The organism is Streptomyces venetus, from assembly GCF_039540295.1.
In the GTDB taxonomy this organism is placed as follows: domain Bacteria; phylum Actinomycetota; class Actinomycetes; order Streptomycetales; family Streptomycetaceae; genus Streptomyces; species Streptomyces venetus.
Map to the genome: position 1 here is coordinate 143707 of NZ_BAABET010000005.1, position 19699 is coordinate 163405.

A 19699-nucleotide genomic window follows, 5' to 3' on the forward strand; every position below is an offset into this window, starting at 1 on the left:
AACGGGAGTCCCACGTGAATCGCCCCGCCCGGCTCGCCGCAGCCGTGCTCACCGCATCCATGGCCGTGTTGATGACCGCATGCGGGTCGGGAGGAGGCGACTCGACCTCAGACCCGATCGAGGGTGCGGACAGTGGAGACGGGAAGACGTCGGCCAGCCCCGCCGCCTCGACTTCGCCGGGCGGTGTCAAGCGGCCGGAGATCACGCTCTCCAAGGACTTTCAGGCAGACTTCCAGACCTGGACGAACAGCGATCCGAAGCTTCAGGCGATCCTGAACGACGGCCGCGAGCAACTGCGGGCGAAGTACGCCGCAGTCATCAACTCGGATCTGAACTCCCAGGCAGTTGCCTTCTACAGCTCGGAAGCCACCCAGGTATCTGCTCGCAAGTGGATCAAGCAGTTCGTCCAGGACGACGACGACATCATCGGCAAGGTCACTGCCTTCAACCCCAAGGCTCTGATCAGCGACACCGGATCCGGCGTCCTCTTCTACTGCGTTGACGAGCGCCAGGCCTCCACGAAGAACCGCAAGACCGGAAAAGTCGTGAAAACTCCGGACAAGCCCGAGTCGGTCCTCCAGTATCGAACCCGGCTGGACAAGACCTCGCAGGGCGTGTGGAAGACAACGTCCGTGACCGTGGTGGCAGGTGGATGCAGCCGATGAGGCTGGCTGCGAAGGCGGGCGCTCTGGTCACCGTCTCACTCTGCGCAGTGGTCTTGTCCTCCACAGCGGCGTATGCCCTCGGAGATGACGGCATCGAGCCGCCGTCCTCGGGGGACGCGTCTGGCGCTGCATCCGGCAACACGCTGACCGCTTCGGCCACCACCACAGGCATCAAGGTCAAGCAGGTCAGCGGTGGTACCTCGGGCGGCTCCACCAAGTCGCTCGCCCCGGTGGACCCCAACTGGGAGCCTCCGGCGTGCTGGTACGAGCCCGTGGCGACGCCTCAGCAGCTCAAGAGCGCAGTGGACCGCCTGAAGAAGAACCCCAACGAAAATCTGGTGCCCGTCACCCCCACACTCAGCTGGGGGGAGGAATTGATGGTGGATCACTACGAGAAGGGGCAGGACAACACCGACAGCGGGTTCAGCTACAAGAACTACAACCTGGGCAAGAAAGGCATGTTCTGGCGAGGAGTGGTCAACAAGAACCGGGAAGACGACCCCGAGTCCGCCGCCTGCGAGCGGAACCTGTTCTGGCAGAACTCCAACACTCTCCCTGCCGACGACCACGCTCCCACCCCTGACGTCCTGGCCGGCTACGCGTACGACAAGATCAACGTGCCGCAGACCGAGGTCGAGTTGAAGCCCTCAGTCAGGTCGACCGTGAACCTGCCGACCTGGGTGTGGCTGGACAAGGCGGCCTTCAAGGAGGTCAAGGTCCGCGCCGAACTGCCCGACGCCGGCGTCTGGGCGGAGACCACGGCCAAGCCAGTCGCCCTGCACCTGAACCCGGGCACCGAGGACGCCGAGACCTATCCGGCCTCCGGCGACTGCGCGATCAATGACGACGGCTCCATCGGTACGCCGTACACCAAGGGCGATGCGAGGCGGACTCCGCCGTGTGGCATCCGGTATCTCCGCGCCACGACCGGCGCGCCATACCAGCTCAAGGCGTCGATCACCTGGCAGATCTCCTGGGAGGGATCGGGAGGCGCGCAGGGCGATCTGCCCGACGGGACCTTCGAGACGACCCAGGCGATGACGGTCCAGGAGATCCAGTCCGTCAACCGCTGACGCATGCGGGAATGCCGGGCGCCCTCGCGATGAGGGCGTCCGGCATTCAGGCGGGTCAGCGCAGGCGGCGGGCGCCCGCTGACGGGACCGCTTCGAAGACGCGGGGTGTCGTGAAGCCCGCTGCTGTGAAGGCCTCGGTCACTGCCTTGGTGATCGGGTCGACGTCCGTCTCCTCCGTGAGGACGATCGCCGAGCCGCCGAAGCCGCCGCCGGTCATGCGGGCGCCGAGGGCGCCGGAGGCGAGGGCCGTGTCGACGACCAGGTCGAGTTCGGGGCAGGAGATGCGGAAGTCGTCCCGCAGCGATGCGTGGCCCTCGACCAGGATCGGGCCGATCGCGCGGGTGTCGTCTCCCGACTCCAGCAGGGACACCACACGTTCGACGCGCTCGTCCTCCGTGACCACGTGCCGGACCAGGCGGCGGACCTCCTCGTCGTCACCGAGGCGGGCGAGGGCCGCGTCCAGCTCCTCGTAGGGGATGTCCCGGAGGGCGTTGACGCCCAGCAGGGCCGCGCCCTTCTCGCAGCCGGCGCGGCGCTTGCCGTACTCGCCCTCGCTGTGGGAGTGCTTGACCTGGGTGTCGACCACGAGGAGGCGCATGCCCTCGGCCGCCAGGTCGAAGGGGATCTGCTTCTGGGAGAGGTCGCGGGTGTCGAGGAAGAGGGCGTGGCCCGCCTCGCAACACGCCGACGCCGTCTGGTCCATGATGCCGACCGGAGCGCCGACGTAGACGTTCTCCGCGCGCTGGCAGAGGCGGGCCAGTTGCCAGCCCCTCAGACCGAGGGAGAAGAGGTCGTTCAGGGCGAGTGCGACCACGACCTCCAGGGCCGCGGACGACGAAAGGCCCGCGCCCGACGGGACGGTGGAGGCGAGGTGGATGTCCGCGCCCGTGACGGCGTGCCCGGCCTCGCGCAGGGCCCAGACCACGCCCGCCGGGTACGCCGTCCAGTTCTTGTCCGACTCGGGGGCCAGGTCGTCGAGGCGGAGTTCGGTGACTCCTCCCTCGGCTCCCTCGACGTCCGCCGAGTGCAGGCGCAGCACCCCGTCCTCGCGGGCGGACACCGCCGCGACCGCCGTGTGCGGCAGGGCGAACGGCATGACGAAGCCGTCGTTGTAGTCCGTGTGCTCGCCGATGAGGTTGACGCGGCCGGGCGCAGCCCACACGCCGTGCGGCTCGGCGCCGTACAGCTCCGTGAACCGTTCGGCGACCGCCTCGGCGACCGTGTCGGCAACAGCCTCGCTCATGCCTGACCCCTGACCCTTCCGTACGTTCTAGTTGCCGCGCCGCTGCGCGAAGTCCCACGCGTCGGCGACGATTCCCGCGAGATCCGCGCGGGACGGGTTCCAGCCCAGCTTCTCGCGGGCCGTGGCGGCCGAGGCCACCAGGACCGCCGGGTCGCCGCCCCGGCGCGGGGCCACGACCTCGGGGATCGGGTGGCCCGTGACCCGGCGGACCGTGTCGATGACCTCGCGGACCGAGAAGCCGTTGCCGTTGCCGAGGTTGCAGATGAGGTGCTCGCCGGGGGTGGCGGCCTTCAGGGCCAGCAGGTGGGCCTCGGCGAGGTCCGCCACGTGGATGTAGTCGCGTACGCAGGTGCCGTCGGGCGTCGCGTAGTCGTCGCCGAAGACGGAGATCGAGTCCCGCCTGCCCTGTGCCACCTGGAGCACCAGCGGGATGAGGTGGGACTCGGGGTCGTGGCGCTCGCCGTGCTCGCCGTACGCCCCGGCCACGTTGAAGTAGCGCAGGGACACCGCGCCCAGGCCGTGTGCCGCCGCCTCGCCGGTGATCATGTGGTCCACCGCGAGCTTGGTGGCGCCGTAGGGGTTGGTGGGGGACGTGGGCGCCGACTCGACGATCGGGACCTCGTCCGGCTCGCCGTAGGTCGCCGCCGTGGAGGAGAAGACCAGCGTGCGGACGTCCGCCTCGCGCATCGCGGCCAGCAGGGCCATGGTGCCGGCGACGTTGTTGTCCCAGTACTTCTCGGGCTTCGCGACCGACTCGCCGACCTGCGAGAACGCGGCGAAGTGCAGGACGCCGTCGTACGAGGAGTCCAGCCATTTGGCGGCGTCGCGGATGTCGCCCTCGATGAAGGTGGCGCCCGCCGGAACGCCCTCACGGAAGCCGGTGGAGAGGTTGTCCAGGACGACGGCCTCGTGCCCCGCCTCCAGCAGGTGCTGGGCGACCACGCTGCCGACGTATCCCGCGCCGCCTGTCACCAGGTACTTCCCGCTCATGAACTCGCTACCTCTCGCAGTCGCTCGGCCGCGCGCTCCGGCGGCACGTCGTTGATGAACACGTTCATGCCGGACTCGGAACCCGCGAGAAACTTCAGCTTGCCGGAAGTGCGGCGGATGGTGAAAAGCTCGAGGTGGAGCGCGAAGTCCTCACGGACGACCCCGTCGAACTCCTCCAGCGCGCCGAACGGGGCCTGGTGCCAGGCCGCGATGTACGGCGTCGGAGGCTCACCCTCACCGAAGATCCGGTCGAAACGCCTCAAGAGTTCCAGATATACCTTGGGGAACTCTGTGCGCGCGGCTTCGTCCAGGCCGAGCAGATCGGGGACGCGGCGCTTGGGGTACAGGTGGACCTCGTATGGCCAGTGCGCCGCATAAGGCACGAATGCCACCCAGTGTTCACCCTCCAGGATGACTCGTTCGTCGGCGAGTTCACGCTCCAGGACGGCGTCGAAGAGGTTCTCCCCGCCCGTCATCTCCTTGTGGGTCGCGACGGAGCGGAGCATGAGCGCGGTACGCGGGGTGGTGAAGGGGTAGGCGTAGATCTGCCCGTGCGGGTGCTGGAGGGTCACGCCGATCTCGGCACCCCGGTTCTCGAAGCAGAACACCTGCTCGACGGAGGGGAGATGGGACAGCTCCGACGTGCGGTCCGTCCACGCCTCCAGCACGAGGCCCGCCTGCTCCTCGGAGAGGGCGGCGAAGGACGCGTTGTGGTCGGAGGTGAAGCAGACGACCTCGCAGCGGCCCGAGTCGCCGGCCAGCGAGGGGAAGCGGTTCTCGAACACGACGACGTCGTACGACGAGTCCGGGATCTCGCTCAGCCGGTCGCCCTCGGAGGGGCACAGGGGGCACTCGTCGGCCGGCGGGTGGTAGGTGCGGCCCTGGCGGTGCGAGGCGATGGCCACGGAGTCGCCGAGCAGGGGGTCGCGGCGGATCTCGGACGTGGTGACGGTGCGGTCCAGCGGGCGGCGGTCGGTGGCGTCCCGCACGCTGTCGTCACGCAGGTCGTAGTAGATGAGCTCGCGACCGTCGGCCAGCCGGGTCGAGGTCTTCTTCACGCCGGACTCCTCATCCTTCAAACATAACCCAACATATCAAAACAGCCACTCTCTCAATCGTCAACATCACGATCCAACAAAGAGCATCATCAGAACGGTTCAGTTACTGAACGTGGAGGCGTAAATTCCGCGAGGTATCGGTTCACGCAACGAAGCGAGGGCTAGTGCAAACCCCCACATATCTGGCAGCCGAGCTACGTCTCCCCACGAACTGGCTCGACTACACGATCCTCGGCATCTACTTCGTCGTCGTCCTCGGCATCGGCTTCGCCGCCCGGCGCTCGGTGAAGACCAGCCTCGACTTCTTCCTCTCCGGCCGTTCCCTGCCCGCCTGGGTCACCGGTCTCGCGTTCGTCGCCGCCAACCTGGGCGCCACCGAGATCCTGGGCATGGCCGCCAACAGCGCGCAGTACGGCGTCTACACGACGCACTGGTACTGGATCGGCGCCATCCCGGCCATGGTCTTCCTCGGCCTGGTGATGATGCCCTTCTACTACGGGTCCAAGGTCCGCTCGGTCCCCGAGTTCCTGCTGCTGCGCTTCGACCGGGCCGCGCACCTCCTCAGCTCGGTCCTCTTCGCCTTCGCCGCCATCCTCATCGCCGGCGTCAACCTCTACGCCCTGGCCATCGTCGTCGAGGCGCTGCTGGGCTGGCCGGAGTGGGTGGCGATCGTCGTCGCCGGCTTCTTCGTCCTGGCGTACATCACGCTCGGCGGCCTGTCCTCGGCGATCTACAACGAGGTCCTCCAGTTCTTCGTCATCCTCGCCGCACTCATCCCGATCACCGTGCTCGGCCTGAAGAAGGTCGGCGGCTGGGACGGCCTGTCCGACTCCCTCACCAAGACCCACGGCGCCGACTTCATGACCTCCTGGGGCGGCACGGGCATCGGCAGCGACAACCCGCTGGGCGCGAACTGGCTGACGATCGTCCTGGGCCTCGGCTTCGTCCTCTCCTTCGGCTACTGGACGACGAACTTCGCCGAGGTGCAGCGCGCCCTGTCCGCGAAGAACCTCTCGGCGGCGCAGCGGACCCCGCTGATCGCCGCGTTCCCGAAGATCTTCATCGTGTTCCTGGTCATGATCCCGGGCCTGGTCGCGGCCGTACTCGTCCCGAAGATCGGCACGTCCGGCTCCGACCTCCAGTACAACGACGCCATCCCGTACCTGATGGAACAGCTGCTGCCCAACGGTGTGCTGGGCATCGCCGTGACGGGTCTGCTCGCGGCGTTCATGGCGGGCATGGCGGCCAACGTGTCGTCGTTCAACACGGTGTTCACGACGGACATCTGGGCGAAGTACGTGGTGCGGGGCCGCGAGGACGAGTACTACGTGCGCTTCGGCCGGCTCATCACCGCGGTCGGGGTCCTGGCCTCCATCGGCACGGCGTTCCTCGCGAGGTCCTTCTCGAACATCATGGCCTACCTCCAGACGCTGTTCTCCTTCTTCAACGTGCCGATGTTCGTCGTCTTCATCATCGGCATGTTCTGGAGGCGGGCCTCCATGAAGTCGGGCTTCTGGGGGCTGATCGCGGGCACCACCGCGGCGATGGTCAACTACTTCGTCCTCTACAAGCAGGACATCGTCGAGATCCCCTCCGACCAGGGCGCCAACTTCGTCTCCGCGATCGCCGGGTTCGTCGCGGGCGCGGTCGTCATGGTGGCGGTGTCGCTCTTCACAGCGCCGAAGCCGGCCGAGGAACTCCAGGGGCTGGTCTACGGCACGACCTCCCCCGGCATGGCGGAGCCACCGGCGCCCGGGGACGAGGCCTGGTACCGCAAGCCGGCGTTGCTGGGCTGGGGCGCGGTCGTGCTGGCCGCGGCCTGCTACATCCCCTTCTCGTTCTGACCGACGGAGGATTGAGAGATGTCCGAGTTCTACTCCGAGAAGGACGTGCAGCGGGAAGTCACCGACCTGGAGGGCAAGTCGGCGACCGCTGCGAAGCTGTTCGACATCCGTCGGATCATCGGCGGACTGTTCGTGATCTACGGGGTGATCGTCACGATCGCCGGCCTCACGGCGTCCGACGCCGACATCGACAAGGCGGAGGGGGTCAACATCAACCTGTGGACCGGCTTGGGCATGCTGGTGCTCGGCCTGTTCTTCCTGGTGTGGCTGAAGCTCCGGCCCGTGGCTCCGCCGCCGCCGGGGGGTGTGCCGGAGGGTGAACCGAGGGAGTGATGGCGGGCGCGCGGGTGCGCGACTGGGCGTCGCCTGCCGGTGAAGCGGAGGGGAGGGCCCCGTTCCGCTCCACCGGCTGCCGCCGACGGGCAGCTACAACTGGTGGTCGCCCCGCCAGGTGACCGACGTCATCGCGGCGAGACCACCGTTGGCGATGCCTCGGTACGTTACGGTCCGAGCCGGGCCGAGCTCCCGGGCAAGACGCTCCGACAGGTCCCTGCCTTCCTCGAACAGGCGCTGCCACTCATCGTCGTCGCCGTCGTTCATCAGCGTCGTCTCGATCGCCCCCTTCCACTGGTAGAAGGCCGTCACGAGATCATCGGACAGATGGAGGGCGGCAGCAGGATCGTCCGGAGCCAGGCTGCCGAACCCCTCCGCGTGCAAGGGATACAGGCCGTACTCGCCCTCGACGGTGATGTCGAGCGGGTGGGGTGGAGCGTCATGGGCGTCGACGGTCCAGTGCAGCCGCTCGCACCCCCAGCACACGAACTTCTCCTCCTGGTGCCGTTCGTCCCAGAAGCGGACCACCCAGCCGGGCCCGAGGTGCTTCGCCACCAGCCGGGCGATCTCCAAACCTTGCTTCACGTGCTTGCGCAGGGCCGGGCGGGCCTCGAAGCCGTCGGTGGGACGGGCCCGGTTCCATTCGGTCAGCCTGCGCACGACGTCGTCGGGCAGTCCAAGTGCGTGGTCGGCGACCGGGAGAGTGCGGGTGAAGTCCTCGACTCGGGCGTACGCCCCGGCGTCCGTGGCGTACAGCGGTGAGCCGTCGCCACGGGCCCGTACGAGGAGGTGCTCAGGATCCCTGTGAGTCATGCCGGATTCGCTCCAATCACCCGTCCCTTGTTCTGGCCGTGCTCGCCGATGGTGATGGCCACCCGTTGGGATGTCCCGTTGTACACCGTCTCGAAGATCGGCCTGGTCGGGGTCTGGTGGCCGACGATCTTCCCCTCACTCAGTGCCTTGTTGAGGAGCTTTGGAATCTCCTCGATCGGCACGCCACGCTGGGCGAAGTCTCCTCCGTGGCGGAAGACGACGTGGACGAGGCCCTTCTTCACGTCGCCGCCGTCGAGCCACGCGAGCGGCATCCCTGGCCGGGAGTACGGGACCACCCAGAAGAGGCTCTTCTGGTCGAAGTCGATCCCGGCTTCCTTGAGCTTGTTCACATACCTCATGTCCAAGCCGGGAGCAGCGGCCTTGGCACGCTCCACCATACGGATCGACAGGCGAAGCCCCATGCCGGCCTCACTGGTGGCATCCGCGAGTTTGTCCGCAGTGACGCTCTCACCGTAAATCTTCTTCAGTTCGGCCAGGACCTTCTCCGCGTCCCGGCCGGTCCTGATGGCGTCTTCGACCCGCTCGGCGAGCTTGATGGCCTTGGCGAACTTCGCCGCCATCGTGGGACCGCCGAAGGCCGCCGCTGCCCACGCGCACCCTGATCCGGTGCCGCCGTCCTCGCTGGGCGTCGCCTTGTGGTAGCAGTCGGCGAAGTCCTTGACGAACATCTCGTAGCCGAGGCTGGCCGCGAGCCCGGCGAGGTTTTTGAGCCCGGCCTTCTCCACCTCCCAGAAGCTGAAGTGGTAGGTGCGTTCCTCCTTCATCCCCTTCTTCGTGTCCGAGGTGAGGAAGAACGTGTCGGCATTCGGACAGCCGGCCTCGGTGGCGGGCACGTCTGGGTTGGCGCAGTAGTAGTAGCTGACGTGGGCGTCGAAGTGGAACTCGAACGTCACGGTGCAACCATCGAGCGTGAGGGTGCATCCGTTGAGCTGCTTGGGCTGTTCGACGAGCTCGATCTTGTCGAGGACAAAGAACGTACGTTCGACGCTGGTCCCGGACCCTGATGAGACGTTCTTATTGGCTTCCTTCCGTTCCGCGGACTCCGCTGCTTCCTGCGCTTCGTCCGCGTACTTCTGCGCGTCCTTGGCCGCTTCCTCGGCTTCAGTCGCGGCGGCATCGGCGCGGTTGGCCGCTGCCCGGGCGTCCTTGGCGGCTTCCTCGGCCGCAGCGGCGGCAGTGCGGGCGGCTTCGGCGTCGAGGGCTGCCTGGTCGGCCGAGTCGCGGGCGTTCTTGGCGTGGTTCTCGGCGCGGCCTGCTGCCTGGTCGGCGGCTTGGGCGTCCTCGGTGGCCTGGCGGTTGTACTCGACGGTGCGGGCGAGGGACGCGGCTGCCTTGGATGCGGCCTTGGCGGCGTCCGCGGCGTAGCCGAGGGCCTCCTTGGCGTAGGTGCGGGCGTCCGAGGCGTGGCCGGCTGCGTTGGCGGCGTGCTGGTAGGCGGCCTTGGCGTCTCCCTTCGCCTGGTCGGCGAGGTTCTTGGCGGCTGAGGCTTCGGCCGCAGCGTTCTTGGCGTGGGCGTCGGCGACGGACTTCTGCTGGTCGGCGATCGTCTTGGACGCCTGGCCGGTGAGGACCACCAGACCGGCGGCCGAGTCGGTGTCGACGTAGGGCGAGCCGAGCTGGATGGCGTCGTTGGCGGGCTTGGCGACCTGGGCTGCGGCTTTGCCTGCGTCCACGGCGGCTTGTGCGGTGACATGGGCGAAGCCCGCCGCCTTCGCCGAGGCGGCCAGTGCCTTGCCGGCCTCCTTGAACGCCGCGTCCGCATGGGTCTTGGCGGTCTTGGCCTGCTTCTCCGCCTCGTCGGCCAGTGCGACCGCCGTCTTGGCCTCGGAGGAGGCGTGCTCGGAGGCGTCAATGGCCTCTGCTGCGGCGCTCGTCGCGGTCTTCACCGCAGCGTCGGACTTCAGCTTCGCGGCCTGGGCGGCATCCGCGTGCGCGCGGGAGCGCTTGGCGGCTGCCTCGGCGCGGGTGGCTGCCGCGTCGGCGTCTGCGGCAGCCTTGGTCGCTGCGTCCGCTTCGGAACGTGCCCGGGTGGCGGCTGCTTCGGCGTCGTCGGCGTGCTTGTCCGCCGCATCGGCCGCGGCGCGGGCGCCTTCGGCCGCGTCGCCGGCCTCCAGGGAGTCGGCGTAGGCGGCCTTGGCGTCGGCCTTGGCTCGGGCCGCGTCGGCCTTCTGCTCCGCGTCCCATGCGTCGTCCCGCATGGCCTTGGCGTGGTCGCGGGCCGTGACCGCGGCGTTCTTCTTCTCGACCGCCGTGCCTTCGGCCGCCTCGGCCTTGTCCTTGGCGTCCTTGGCCTTTGCCGCCTCCCCTTCGGCGTTCTTCCGGTGCTGGGCGGCCTCGGCCTGCTTGGCCGCGGCCGTCTTCTTCTCCGCCTCGGCCGTCTTCTCCTCGGCCTCGGCGGCCAGGCGCTTGGCGTGGGCCTCGGCGGCGGCCGCCTTGGCCTCGCCCTCGGCCTTCAGCGCCTCGGCGAGCTTGGCCTCGGCGGTCTCCTTGTCCTTCTTGGCGTTGTCGCGGTGCACCTTCGCGCCGTCGGCCGCGGCCTTCGCCTGGGCCTCGGCCACCGCTGCGGCGGCCTTGCGGAACTCTGCCTTCGACTGAGCCGCCTGGGCCAGGGCCCGTTGTGCGATGGTCGCGCTGTCACCGGCGGAGGCGCGCGTGGCGGCTTCGGCGGTCGTGCCGGCCTTCACCATCGCTTCGAGGGCCGCTGCCGCACCCTTGGTGACCTGGGCCTTCTGCTGGCCGACCAGCAGGCCCCGGCCGCGCGGGGCACCGGCCTCGTCGGCGACGGCGTACGCGGCCTGCTGCGCGATGTCAGTGGCGGTGGCGTTTTTCTGCGCCACCGCCAGCTGGGCCTTGAGAACATCGAGTTGCTTCTTCGCCTGCGCCTGCGCCGCCGCGACGCCCTTCTTGGCCTGGTCGAACTGCGCCTTGTCCGGATAGAACTGGGTGCCCGCGCCCTCGTGGCCCTTGGGGACCATCCGGAACTTCTGCGGGTTCGTGCCGTTGCACGTCCACAGCCAGGAGTCTTGACTGTTGTCGAACTTGTGCAGGTCCAGGCACTTGTCCGTGACCACGTTGCGCAGTTCGCTGACGGCGCGGACGTCGAACTTCCACTCCTGCGCCGCGCTCTCGTTGCACGTCCAGATCTGGATCTTCGTGCCGTTGGCAGGGTTGCTGTTCTCGACGTCCAGGCACTTGTCGGACTTGACGTTGACGAGGGCGTAGCTGTCGCTGGAAGCAGCGCGAAGCCGCCACTGCTGCCCCAAGGCGTTGTTGCAGTTGTAGATCTGCACTGGGGTGCCGGAGGTCGTCTTACCGCCCTCCGCGTCCAGGCACTTGCCCTCGGCCGCCTCGACCTGGATGACAGCCGGGGAGTCACCGATCCAGCCCGCACCGCCGGGAGCCCAGTAGTCCTGCCAACGGACCAGACGGTCGGCGACCCACGAGTGCCCCAGCAGGTTCCCCAACGCCTTCGCGCCGGCGGCCAGGGCATTGGTGGCGCCCTTGCCGGCATTCAGGATCTGATTGCGCTGGGTGGCCTGCGAGGTGATCTCCCGCTGCCACTCCGAAGCGGCCGTGTCGGCTATGCCGCCCAGGGCCCTGTTCGGGTCGATCGGATCCCGCCAGGCACATGACGCGTATCTGGTCTTCAGGTCCTCGACCGCGATCCGGTGTTCCGCCGTACCGGGCTCCGGCGCGGTGCGGGGGAAGCCGCCCGAGGTCAGGAACAGACGGGCGTCATCGGCGCCCTTGCCGCCAAAGGTACTGACGAAGGCCTCGAACGCGCGATGTTCCTCGTACTGCCGCTGCCGCTCCTCGTTGGGCAGGTCCGGGTCATATGGCTTCTCGCCGTAGAGCGGGGTGCCCTGATCGGTGACGACCTTCAAGGTCTTCTCGTCGGCCTTGGGTGTGGGGTCCTCGTAGAAGTCGCCCTCTTGCTTCCAGAACCTGTCGGCGATCCACTGGGTCAGACCCGTCTGGCTGTGGAAGTCCTTCTCCTCATCACCTGGCCCTCCAGGAGGCCAGTGGAAACCGGTGACGGTGAACCCGCCGGGAGTCTCCAGGCCATCCAAGGGCTTGGCCCACTCGTCCCGAAGGGCGTAGGCGGCATCGAGCTCCTTCTTTGCCGCGTCCCTGTCCCGCTTGTACGCGACGGCCAGCTGGGTGTCTTCCCAGTACTTCCGGTCGGCCAGGGCGTGCAGCTTGTCCGGCGGTTGGTTGAGCCCGTCCTGCGCGGTCGCGGTCATGGACGGCCCACCCAGGCGGAGCACCTCCGCCATCAAGCACTGGTCCTGCCGCAGTTGCTCGGCGGCCGTGTCGTCGGCCCAGTCGTTCGAGTCGGCCGCCGGGGCTGCTGCCTCCGTGCCGGTGAGCCGATCCAGCACATCGGGCTGGACCGCCAAGCCGGCCAGTACGGCCACGGCCACCGCGGATGTGACGACAGAGGTCAGGAACCGGGGTCGGCCCGATCTGGGCGTGAAACGGGTTCTGGGCAGGAAAGGCCCGGGTCTTGGGCGCAAGAAAGCATCCCCCTCATCGCAAAGGAAGGCGTCCGGGGGTGCCCGTCAGACGGGGCGGAGGAGATGCGTGAAGAGCCGGCTTCGCGGCATGACGGTGCAGCCTCCCCGTGGCGACGGTGTCCCCCCGGTCGCCGATGACACGCGCTGTGGCGGAGTGGTCAGCTCCTCCGGCGCGACGATCACTTTAGGTACAGGAGTTCGAACCAACCAGGGCGTTTCTTCGAGGCCGGAGCGGTATGGCGCGAAGGGAGCCATAGGGCTTCACCGACCCGGCGGGCACAAGATCCCGTATCACCTGGGGATTTACTGTGTACGTCCCGTGAAAACGGCGTCGGTCAGGGGGCCACGCCGGGATGAGATCGACCAGAAGCCAACCGTGCCATACCGCTCGGCGTACAGCCGGTCAGGCCTCCGCCCCCGGGGCCCGGGTCACCGGGCCCGCCCTGTCCAGCAACCCCGTGCGCGCAGCCAGTGCCGCTGCCTCCAGGCGGGAGCCGACGCCCAGTTTCATCAGGACTCGTTGGACGTGGGTGCGGGCCGTCGACGGGGCGATGCCCATGCCTGCTGCGATCAGGCGGGTGTCCTCGCCGTCCGCGACGCGGACCAGGACCTCGACCTCCCGAGGGGTGAGGAGCTGGAGCAGGCGCTGGCCCTCGTCGTCCGGTTGGGCGGCCGGGTTCAGCAGTTCGCTGAAGGCTCCCTGGAGCAGCTGCGGCGCCACCGCCGCCTCACCGGCCCTGGCCTTCATGATCGCGCGCTCGACGCCCTCTATGCGCTCGTCGTGCCGGACGTAGCCGGAGGCTCCCGCCGCGAATGCCGCCGCGATGCCGCGGGGGCTCGGCACCGGCCCCAGGACCAGCACCGCCACCTGCGGACGCTCCCGCTTGATCCGCACCACCGGGTCGAAGATCCCCGGCTCCGCCGGTGTCGCCGTTCCCAGCAGGCACACCTCCGGCGCCCGCGTGATCACCAGCTCCGCCGCCCCCGCGGCCGGCGCCGCCGCGGCCAGCACCCGGTGCCCCCGCAGCTTCAGCGCGGAGGCCAACGCCTCGGCCAGCAAACGGTGGTCGTCGACCACCATGAGCCGCACTCCCATCGAGTAACCCCCCAGTCACCCCGGTCCCCCAGATGGAAGCCCCCCGGCTCCCCGCCTTCATGCCCCCGGAAGCTACACGCTTGTTCGACGTTGCGCTCCCCCTACCGGCGAGAATCGCCCCGATCACCGAAATTCCTGTCATGAGAGGTTGACGGGACCCACGCGAACGGCCCCGCCCCTGAACAGGGACGGGGCCGAACCGGCACTCATTCGGTCAACGAGCAGCCGTGCAACGATCAGCTCGTGCCGAAGCCCACCGCGAGGTACTCCTTCTCGGTCGCGCTGCCGGACGGCTTGCTCGCGAACACCTTGGACATGAACAGGTGCCCGTCGGCGAACAGCAACTCGGAGTAGTCCGGCGACATCCTGGCCTCCACGTCGCGCACCGCTTCCGTCGCCGGGTTCTCCAGCAGCTTGGTCTGCTTGAGGTCGCCCCCGTCGAGGCTCACGATCTGCCCGCCCTTGTCGTAGGGCGGCCGCTTGTACGCGATCAGGTTTCCGCCGTCCATGCGCAGCGGCGAGATGGTGTAGCCGTTACCCGCGTCCGCCCGCTGCCCGGTCTGCTTGCCGGTGGCGAGGTCGAAGGACACGATCTCGTTGGTCTGGCTGTACTCCTCGCCCTCGCCGTCGTGCTCCTCGGTCGGGATGTACAGCCGGTCGTTGCCGACGGCCAGCTGGTTGCAGGACTCGACGCGGCTGACGCCCTCGCAGCGGGCGGCGAACTGCTTGCCCGGCGCGGAGATGCGCGTGCGCAGCTTGCCCGTCTTGTTGTCGATGGAGAAGAAGTCCGAGATGCCGCTGCCGTCGCCCGCGGAGTCACCGACGTCGGCGGCGACGACGAGCGGGTTGGTCGACACGATGCTCGCGTACTCGATGCCCTCGGCCATCTGGTACTCCGAGATCACCTTCCCGGACTTCGGGTCGATGGTCTGGATGTGCAGCTGCCGCTGCTCGTACGAACCGCACTTGCGCACCGCGACGAGCTTCTCGCCGCCGCCGTACCCGGCGTCGTAGCAGGAGTCGCTCGGCTTGGGGCTCCACAGGAGCTTGCCGGAGACGTCGAAGGCGGCGCCGCCGCTGGTGCTGCCGGCGGCGACGGTGTCACCGCTGATCGTGACGTTGTCGAAGCTGATCAGCTGGTCACCGGTCTTGGCGGTCTTGGTCCACAGCTTCTTGCCCGCGTCGAGATCGATCAGGGCGACCTGGCTGCACCCGTGCGAGGGCTCGGCCTTGGTGGGCATCGCGGGCTGGTAGAGGATCGCCGTCAGGTTGTCGTCGGTGACCTGGCGGCTGGCCTGGCAGACCGGGCCGGACAGCGGGATCGTCCACAGCTTGCTGCCCTTGTCGCGGTCGTAGCCGTTGATCTCGGCGATGCCGCTCTTGACGTACGCCTTGTCGGTGAGCCACGAGCCGGAGACGACGATCGAGCTGTCGTTCTTCACCTCGGGTGCCGGGATCTGGAAGAGGACCTTGGAGGCGGGGTCGGCCGGTGCCTTCTCCTTGCCGCCGGGGCTGGTGCCGCCGTTGCCTTCGTCCGTGCCGCCGTTTCCGCCGCTGGAGTTCGCGGTGTCGTCCTTGCCGTCGTCCTTGGACGAGGAGTACCAGACACCGCCGCCGATGATCAGGGCGATCGCCACGACCGCGGCGACGATGATGGCCAGCTGCGCGTTGAACTTCCCGCCCCCGCCGGGCTGACCGGGCTGACCGGGCTGCGGCTGGAGCGGCACGGTCGCCTGCGGGTATCCGTAACCCGGCTGCCCGTAAGGCGGCTGCTGCGGCTGCCCGTACGGCCCCGGCTGCTGTGCCGGATAGCCGTAACCGGCCGGAGCCTGCGGCGGCTGAGGAGCGGCCTGCGGATAGCCGTATCCCGGCGTCGGCTGCTGCGTGGGCGGTGCGGGCGGCGTCTGCGGAGCCGGGGGTGTCTGCGGTGCCTGTGGAGTCGGCGGCGTCTGCGGTGCCTGCGGATAGCCGTACCCCGGCTGCGGCTCCGGGGCCTTCCCGAGATTCGGGGGCTGGTCCTGAGGCGGTCCGAAGCCTCCGCCGGGGGCGGGCTGCTGAGGCGGCGGGGGCGGCGGCTGGGTCATGACGTGAGTACCTCGGGGAAGGGGACGGACGACGAGGGGAGTTCGAGAAGGAGGAACAGAGGAGGAAGAGTCACTTGCCGTAGGCGAGCATCAACTTCTCCTTCGTGTCGTCGTTCCCGCTCAGCCGGGTGCTCGAGATGTAGAAGCGCCCGTCCACCCAGTCGATGTCCTTGGAGAAGAAGCCGTTCTCGATGTCCGCGGCGCCCTGTGGGTTCTGGAGCAGCTTGACCGGCTTGTGGCCGCTGCCGCCGGTCGGGATGGACACGACCTGGCCGCCCGCGTCGTACGACGGCTCCACATAGGCGATGAGCTTGTCGCCCTCGATCTTCATCGGCAGCATCGACTCGTCGGCCGGGGACTTCACGCGCCACTTCTCCTTGCCGGTGGCGAGGTTGACCGCGACGATCTCGTTGGCGCCGGTGGTCGCCTCGGTCGGCAGGTAGAGCGTGGTGTCGTCGGCGGCGACGCCCTGGCAGCCCTGGAGGTCGCGCTCGAGGATGGCCCAGCCGCACTCGGGGGCGAAGTCCTCGTCGAAGCCGACCTGGGACTGGAACTTGCCGCCGGAGGTGAAGGTGGAGATGTTCCAGGCCTTCTTGTCCTCGTTGGTGCTGTAGACGACCAGCGGGCTCACGGAGTAGGTGCGCGCGACCCGCCAGCCCTTGTCGAACTTCTGGGTCCACTCGACCTTGCCGGTGCGCGGGTCGAGCTGCTGCACCTCGTCGTGCTCGTTGGTGCCTCCGGCGCCGCAGGAGGAGACGGCGATCAGCTTCTCGCCGCCGGCGAACGCGGTGGGGAAGCAGGACGCGCCGTAGCGCTTCTTGTCGAAGAGCTTGTCGCCGTTGGTGATGTCGTACGCCGTGCCGGACTGGGAACGGCCCACCATCAGCGTCTTGCCGGTGACGGTCAGCTCGACGGAGAGCGTGGAGTCGAACAGGGCGCCGTCGGCGACCTCCTGCTTCCAGCCCTTCTCCCCGGTGTTCAGGTCGATTTCCTGGAGCTGGTTGCACTCGGCGCGGTCGCTGCTGCCGCTCATGTACGCGACGATGATCTTGTCGTCGGAGGTCTTCTCCGGAGTGGTCGCGCAGATCTTCTGCGGGAAGGTGATCGGGTCCCAACTGGGCTTGCCGTCACCGACGTTGTAGGCGAGGAGCTGCTTGTACGCCGCCTTCACCGCCGTCTTGTCGGTGATCCACATGCCGGGGGCCTCGGCGCCGGAACCGGGCGCGTCGGGCCCCTCCTTGTACCAGAGGACCTTCGCCTCGCCGGCCTGGCGGCCCTCGTTGAGGTTCTCCGGGTCCTCACCGCCGTCGCCGTCGCCGTCACCGGGGTTGACCGGGGAGGCGCCCTGCTTGCCGTCGCCGCTCTGCTGGGCGACGGGCTTCTTCTTGCCCTTGCCGTCGTCGCCGCCGGTGACCGCCCACACGGTGCCGCCGACCACGAGCAGCGCGGCGACGGCCGCGCCGATGATCAGGGCGGGCTTGCCCTTGAAGGGGTTGCCGGAGCCGCCCCCGGGGGGCGGGGTGCCGGGCCCGCCCGGGTACTGCGGCTGCGGCGGCGGGTAGCCGTAGCCGGGCTGGCCGTACGGTCCGGGCTGCTGCGGCTGGCCGTAGGGGCCGGGCTGCGGCTGCGCATACGGACCCGGCTGCTGCGGCTGCGCATACGGACCCGGCTGCTGCGGCTGCGCATACGGTCCGGGCTGCTGCGGGTAGCCGTATCCCGGCTGCGGCGGGCCCTGCGGAGGCGGCGGCGTCTGAGGCGGGCCCTGCGGCGGTGGCGGAGTCTGCGGTGCTCCAAAACCACCACCCTGCGGCGGCTGGCCCTGCGGTGCGCCGAAACCACCTTGCGGCGGCTGACCGGGCGGCTGGGTCATCAGCGGTTTCCCCCGTTCGATCACTGATTTTTAGCCACGCCCTGAGGTACGCGATGAGCTCAGAGTCGCTTCATAAAGTTCTAAGACGACTCTTTCTATCACCAGGTTCCGACAGCGCACCGGGCCGATCACCCCCTGTTCCCAAGGGAGGACCGGCCCGTGATGCCGTCGTTACGCGCCTTCACGCACCCTTCACGCGTCCTCGGCGAGTTCCAGCCACCGCATCTCCAGCTCCTCGCGCTGCCCGACCAACTCGCGCAGTTCGGCGTCCAGTTCGGCCACCTTCGCGAAGTCCGTGGCGTTGTCCGCGATCTGCGCGTGCAGTTTGGTCTCCTTCTCGGAGACCTTGTCGAGCTGCCGCTCGATCTTCTGGAGTTCCTTCTTCGCGGCGCGCTGGTCGGCGGCGCTCTTCTCCGGGGCCGCGGTCTGCGGCGCGGAGGCGGGGCCCGAGGAGGCGGCCGCGGCCTCCTCCATGCGCTGTCGGCGCTCCAGGTACTCGTCGATGCCGCGCGGCAGCATCCGCAGGGTGCCGTCGCCGAGCAGGGCGAACACCCGGTCGGTGGTGCGCTCGATGAAGAACCGGTCGTGGGAGATGACGATCATCGAGCCGGGCCAGCCGTCGAGGACGTCCTCCAGCTGGGTCAGCGTCTCGATGTCTAGGTCGTTGGTGGGCTCGTCGAGGAAGAGGACGTTGGGCTCGTCCATGAGCAGGCGCAGCAGCTGGAGCCGCCGCCGCTCGCCGCCGGACAGGTCACCGACCGGCGTCCACTGCTTCTCCTTGCCGAAGCCGAACGTCTCGCACAGCTGCCCGGCGGTCATCTCGCGGCCCTTGCCGAGGTCGACCCGCTCGCGCACCTGCTGCACGGCCTCCAGCACGCGCGTGTTCGGATCGAGTTCGGCGACCTCCTGCGAGAGGTAGGCCAGCTTCACGGTCTTGCCGACGCGGACATGCCCGCCGGCGGGCTGTGCCTCGCCGTCGGTCCGGGCCGCTTGGGCCATGGCCCGCAACAGGGACGTCTTCCCGGACCCGTTGACGCCGACGAGACCGATCCGGTCGCCCGGACCGAGCTGCCAGGTGACGTGCTTGAGGAGGACCTTGGGGCCCGCCTGGACGGTGATGTCCTCCAGGTCGAACACGGTCTTGCCGAGCCGCGAGGACGCGAACTTCATCAGTTCGCTGCTGTCCCGGGGCGGCGGGACGTCCTTGATGAGCTCGTTGGCGGCCTCGACGCGGAAGCGCGGCTTGGAGGTCCGGGCGGGCGCACCGCGCCGCAGCCAGGCCAGCTCCTTGCGGACGAGGTTCTGCCGCTTGACCTCCTCGGTGGCGGCGATGCGCTCACGCTCGGCGCGCGCGAAGACGTAGTCGGAGTAGCCGCCCTCGTACTCGTAGACCGCGCCCCGCTGCACGTCCCACATGCGCGTGCACACCTGGTCGAGGAACCAGCGGTCGTGGGTGACGCACACCAGGGCCGAGCGGCGGTTCTGCAAGTGCCGGGCGAGCCAGGAGATGCCCTCGACGTCGAGGTGGTTGGTGGGCTCGTCGAGGACGAGCAGGTCCTGCTCCTCGATGAGCAGCTTGGCGAGCGCGATACGCCGCCGCTCACCGCCGGACAGCGGCCCGATGACGGTGTCGAGCCCCGCGGGGAATCCAGGCAGGTCGAGCCCGCCGAACAGGCCGGTCAGCACGTCCCGGACCTTGGCGTCGCCGGCCCACTCGTGGTCGGCCATGTCGCCGATGACCTCGTGGCGGACGGTGGCCTCGGGGTCGAGGGAGTCGTGCTGGGTGAGCACACCACTGCGCAGTCCGCCGGAGTGCGTGATGCGCCCGGTGTCGGCCTCCTCCTGCTTGGCGAGCATCCGGATCAGCGTGGTCTTGCCGTCGCCGTTGCGGCCGACGACGCCGATGCGGTCCCCTTCGGAGACGCCGAGGGAGACCCCGTCGAGCAGGGCGCGGGTGCCGTACACCTTGCTGACGTTCTCGACATTGACCAGGTTGACGGCCATTACTCTCCTGACAGGCGGGACGATCGACTCTCCAGGGTAGTCGGGCCGCGGGGTGCTCCGGCCGGGGTCCTCAGAAGCTCTCGGACGC

The 19699-nt window shown here is 68.8% G+C and carries 13 protein-coding genes; 4 read left to right on the top strand and 9 right to left on the bottom strand.

Annotated elements, in window-relative coordinates:
* The first annotated feature begins 14 nt into the window (after positions 1–14).
* Together ABEA82_RS17735 and ABEA82_RS17740 are read left to right on the top strand one after the other, a co-directional pair.
* Entirely contained in the window at positions 15–665 is a 651-nt protein-coding gene (locus ABEA82_RS17735; RefSeq protein ID WP_345662491.1) for a hypothetical protein, read from the top strand.
* Positions 662–1738 carry a hypothetical protein gene (locus ABEA82_RS17740; protein ID WP_345662492.1) on the top strand — a complete coding sequence of 359 codons (1077 nt, stop codon included), beginning with the start codon at positions 662–664 and terminating at the stop codon, positions 1736–1738. Before ABEA82_RS17735 ends, ABEA82_RS17740 begins: the two co-directional genes overlap by 4 nt.
* A 55-nt stretch (positions 1739–1793) precedes the next feature.
* Here ABEA82_RS17740 and galK read toward each other — a convergent pair whose 3' ends face one another.
* The 3 genes from galK to galT are packed head-to-tail and all read right to left on the bottom strand — an operon-like array spanning position 1794 to position 5029.
* A complete protein-coding gene (gene galK, locus ABEA82_RS17745) occupies positions 1794–2981 on the bottom strand; it encodes a galactokinase (RefSeq protein ID WP_345662494.1) in 1188 nt (395 codons plus the stop codon).
* A gap of 27 nt (positions 2982–3008) precedes the next feature.
* Positions 3009–3971 (bottom strand): UDP-glucose 4-epimerase GalE, encoded by a 963-nt coding sequence (galE, locus tag ABEA82_RS17750; RefSeq protein WP_345662495.1) that lies wholly within the window; start codon positions 3969–3971, stop codon positions 3009–3011.
* Positions 3968–5029, bottom strand: a complete 1062-nt coding sequence (galT, locus tag ABEA82_RS17755; RefSeq protein WP_345662496.1) for a galactose-1-phosphate uridylyltransferase — start codon at positions 5027–5029, stop codon at positions 3968–3970. Before galT ends, galE begins: the two co-directional genes overlap by 4 nt.
* Before the next feature lie 164 nt (positions 5030–5193).
* Here galT and ABEA82_RS17760 point away from each other — a divergent pair, with 164 nt between their 5' ends.
* Both ABEA82_RS17760 and ABEA82_RS17765 read left to right on the top strand, forming a co-directional pair.
* Positions 5194–6873, top strand: coding sequence for a sodium:solute symporter family protein (locus ABEA82_RS17760; RefSeq protein WP_345662497.1), 1680 nt, complete (start codon positions 5194–5196; stop codon positions 6871–6873).
* An 18-nt stretch (positions 6874–6891) separates the two neighbouring features.
* Positions 6892–7206, top strand: coding sequence for a hypothetical protein (locus tag ABEA82_RS17765; protein ID WP_345662498.1), 315 nt, complete (start codon positions 6892–6894; stop codon positions 7204–7206).
* A 93-nt stretch (positions 7207–7299) separates the two neighbouring features.
* On the opposite strand, the gene ABEA82_RS17770 is transcribed toward ABEA82_RS17765, so the two are convergent.
* From ABEA82_RS17770 to ABEA82_RS17795, 6 genes are all read right to left on the bottom strand, one after another.
* Complete coding sequence (locus tag ABEA82_RS17770; RefSeq protein ID WP_345662499.1) at positions 7300–8019, bottom strand: hypothetical protein; 720 nt, start codon at positions 8017–8019, stop codon at positions 7300–7302.
* Positions 8016–12557 carry an RICIN domain-containing protein gene (locus ABEA82_RS17775; RefSeq protein ID WP_425588530.1) on the bottom strand — a complete coding sequence of 1514 codons (4542 nt, stop codon included), beginning with the start codon at positions 12555–12557 and terminating at the stop codon, positions 8016–8018. Before ABEA82_RS17775 ends, ABEA82_RS17770 begins: the two co-directional genes overlap by 4 nt.
* Positions 12558–12960: 403 nt before the next feature.
* Positions 12961–13653, bottom strand: coding sequence for a helix-turn-helix transcriptional regulator (locus ABEA82_RS17780; RefSeq protein WP_345662501.1), 693 nt, complete (start codon positions 13651–13653; stop codon positions 12961–12963).
* Positions 13654–13889: 236 nt separating this feature from the next.
* Positions 13890–15737 (bottom strand): outer membrane protein assembly factor BamB family protein, encoded by a 1848-nt coding sequence (locus ABEA82_RS17785; protein WP_345662502.1) that lies wholly within the window; start codon positions 15735–15737, stop codon positions 13890–13892.
* A gap of 70 nt (positions 15738–15807) precedes the next feature.
* Positions 15808–17607: an outer membrane protein assembly factor BamB family protein gene (locus ABEA82_RS17790; RefSeq protein ID WP_345662503.1), complete on the bottom strand. Its 1800-nt coding sequence runs from the start codon at positions 17605–17607 to the stop codon at positions 15808–15810.
* A 192-nt stretch (positions 17608–17799) separates the two neighbouring features.
* Positions 17800–19611, bottom strand: coding sequence for an ABC-F family ATP-binding cassette domain-containing protein (locus ABEA82_RS17795; protein WP_345662504.1), 1812 nt, complete (start codon positions 19609–19611; stop codon positions 17800–17802).
* Positions 19612–19699 lie beyond the last annotated feature (88 nt).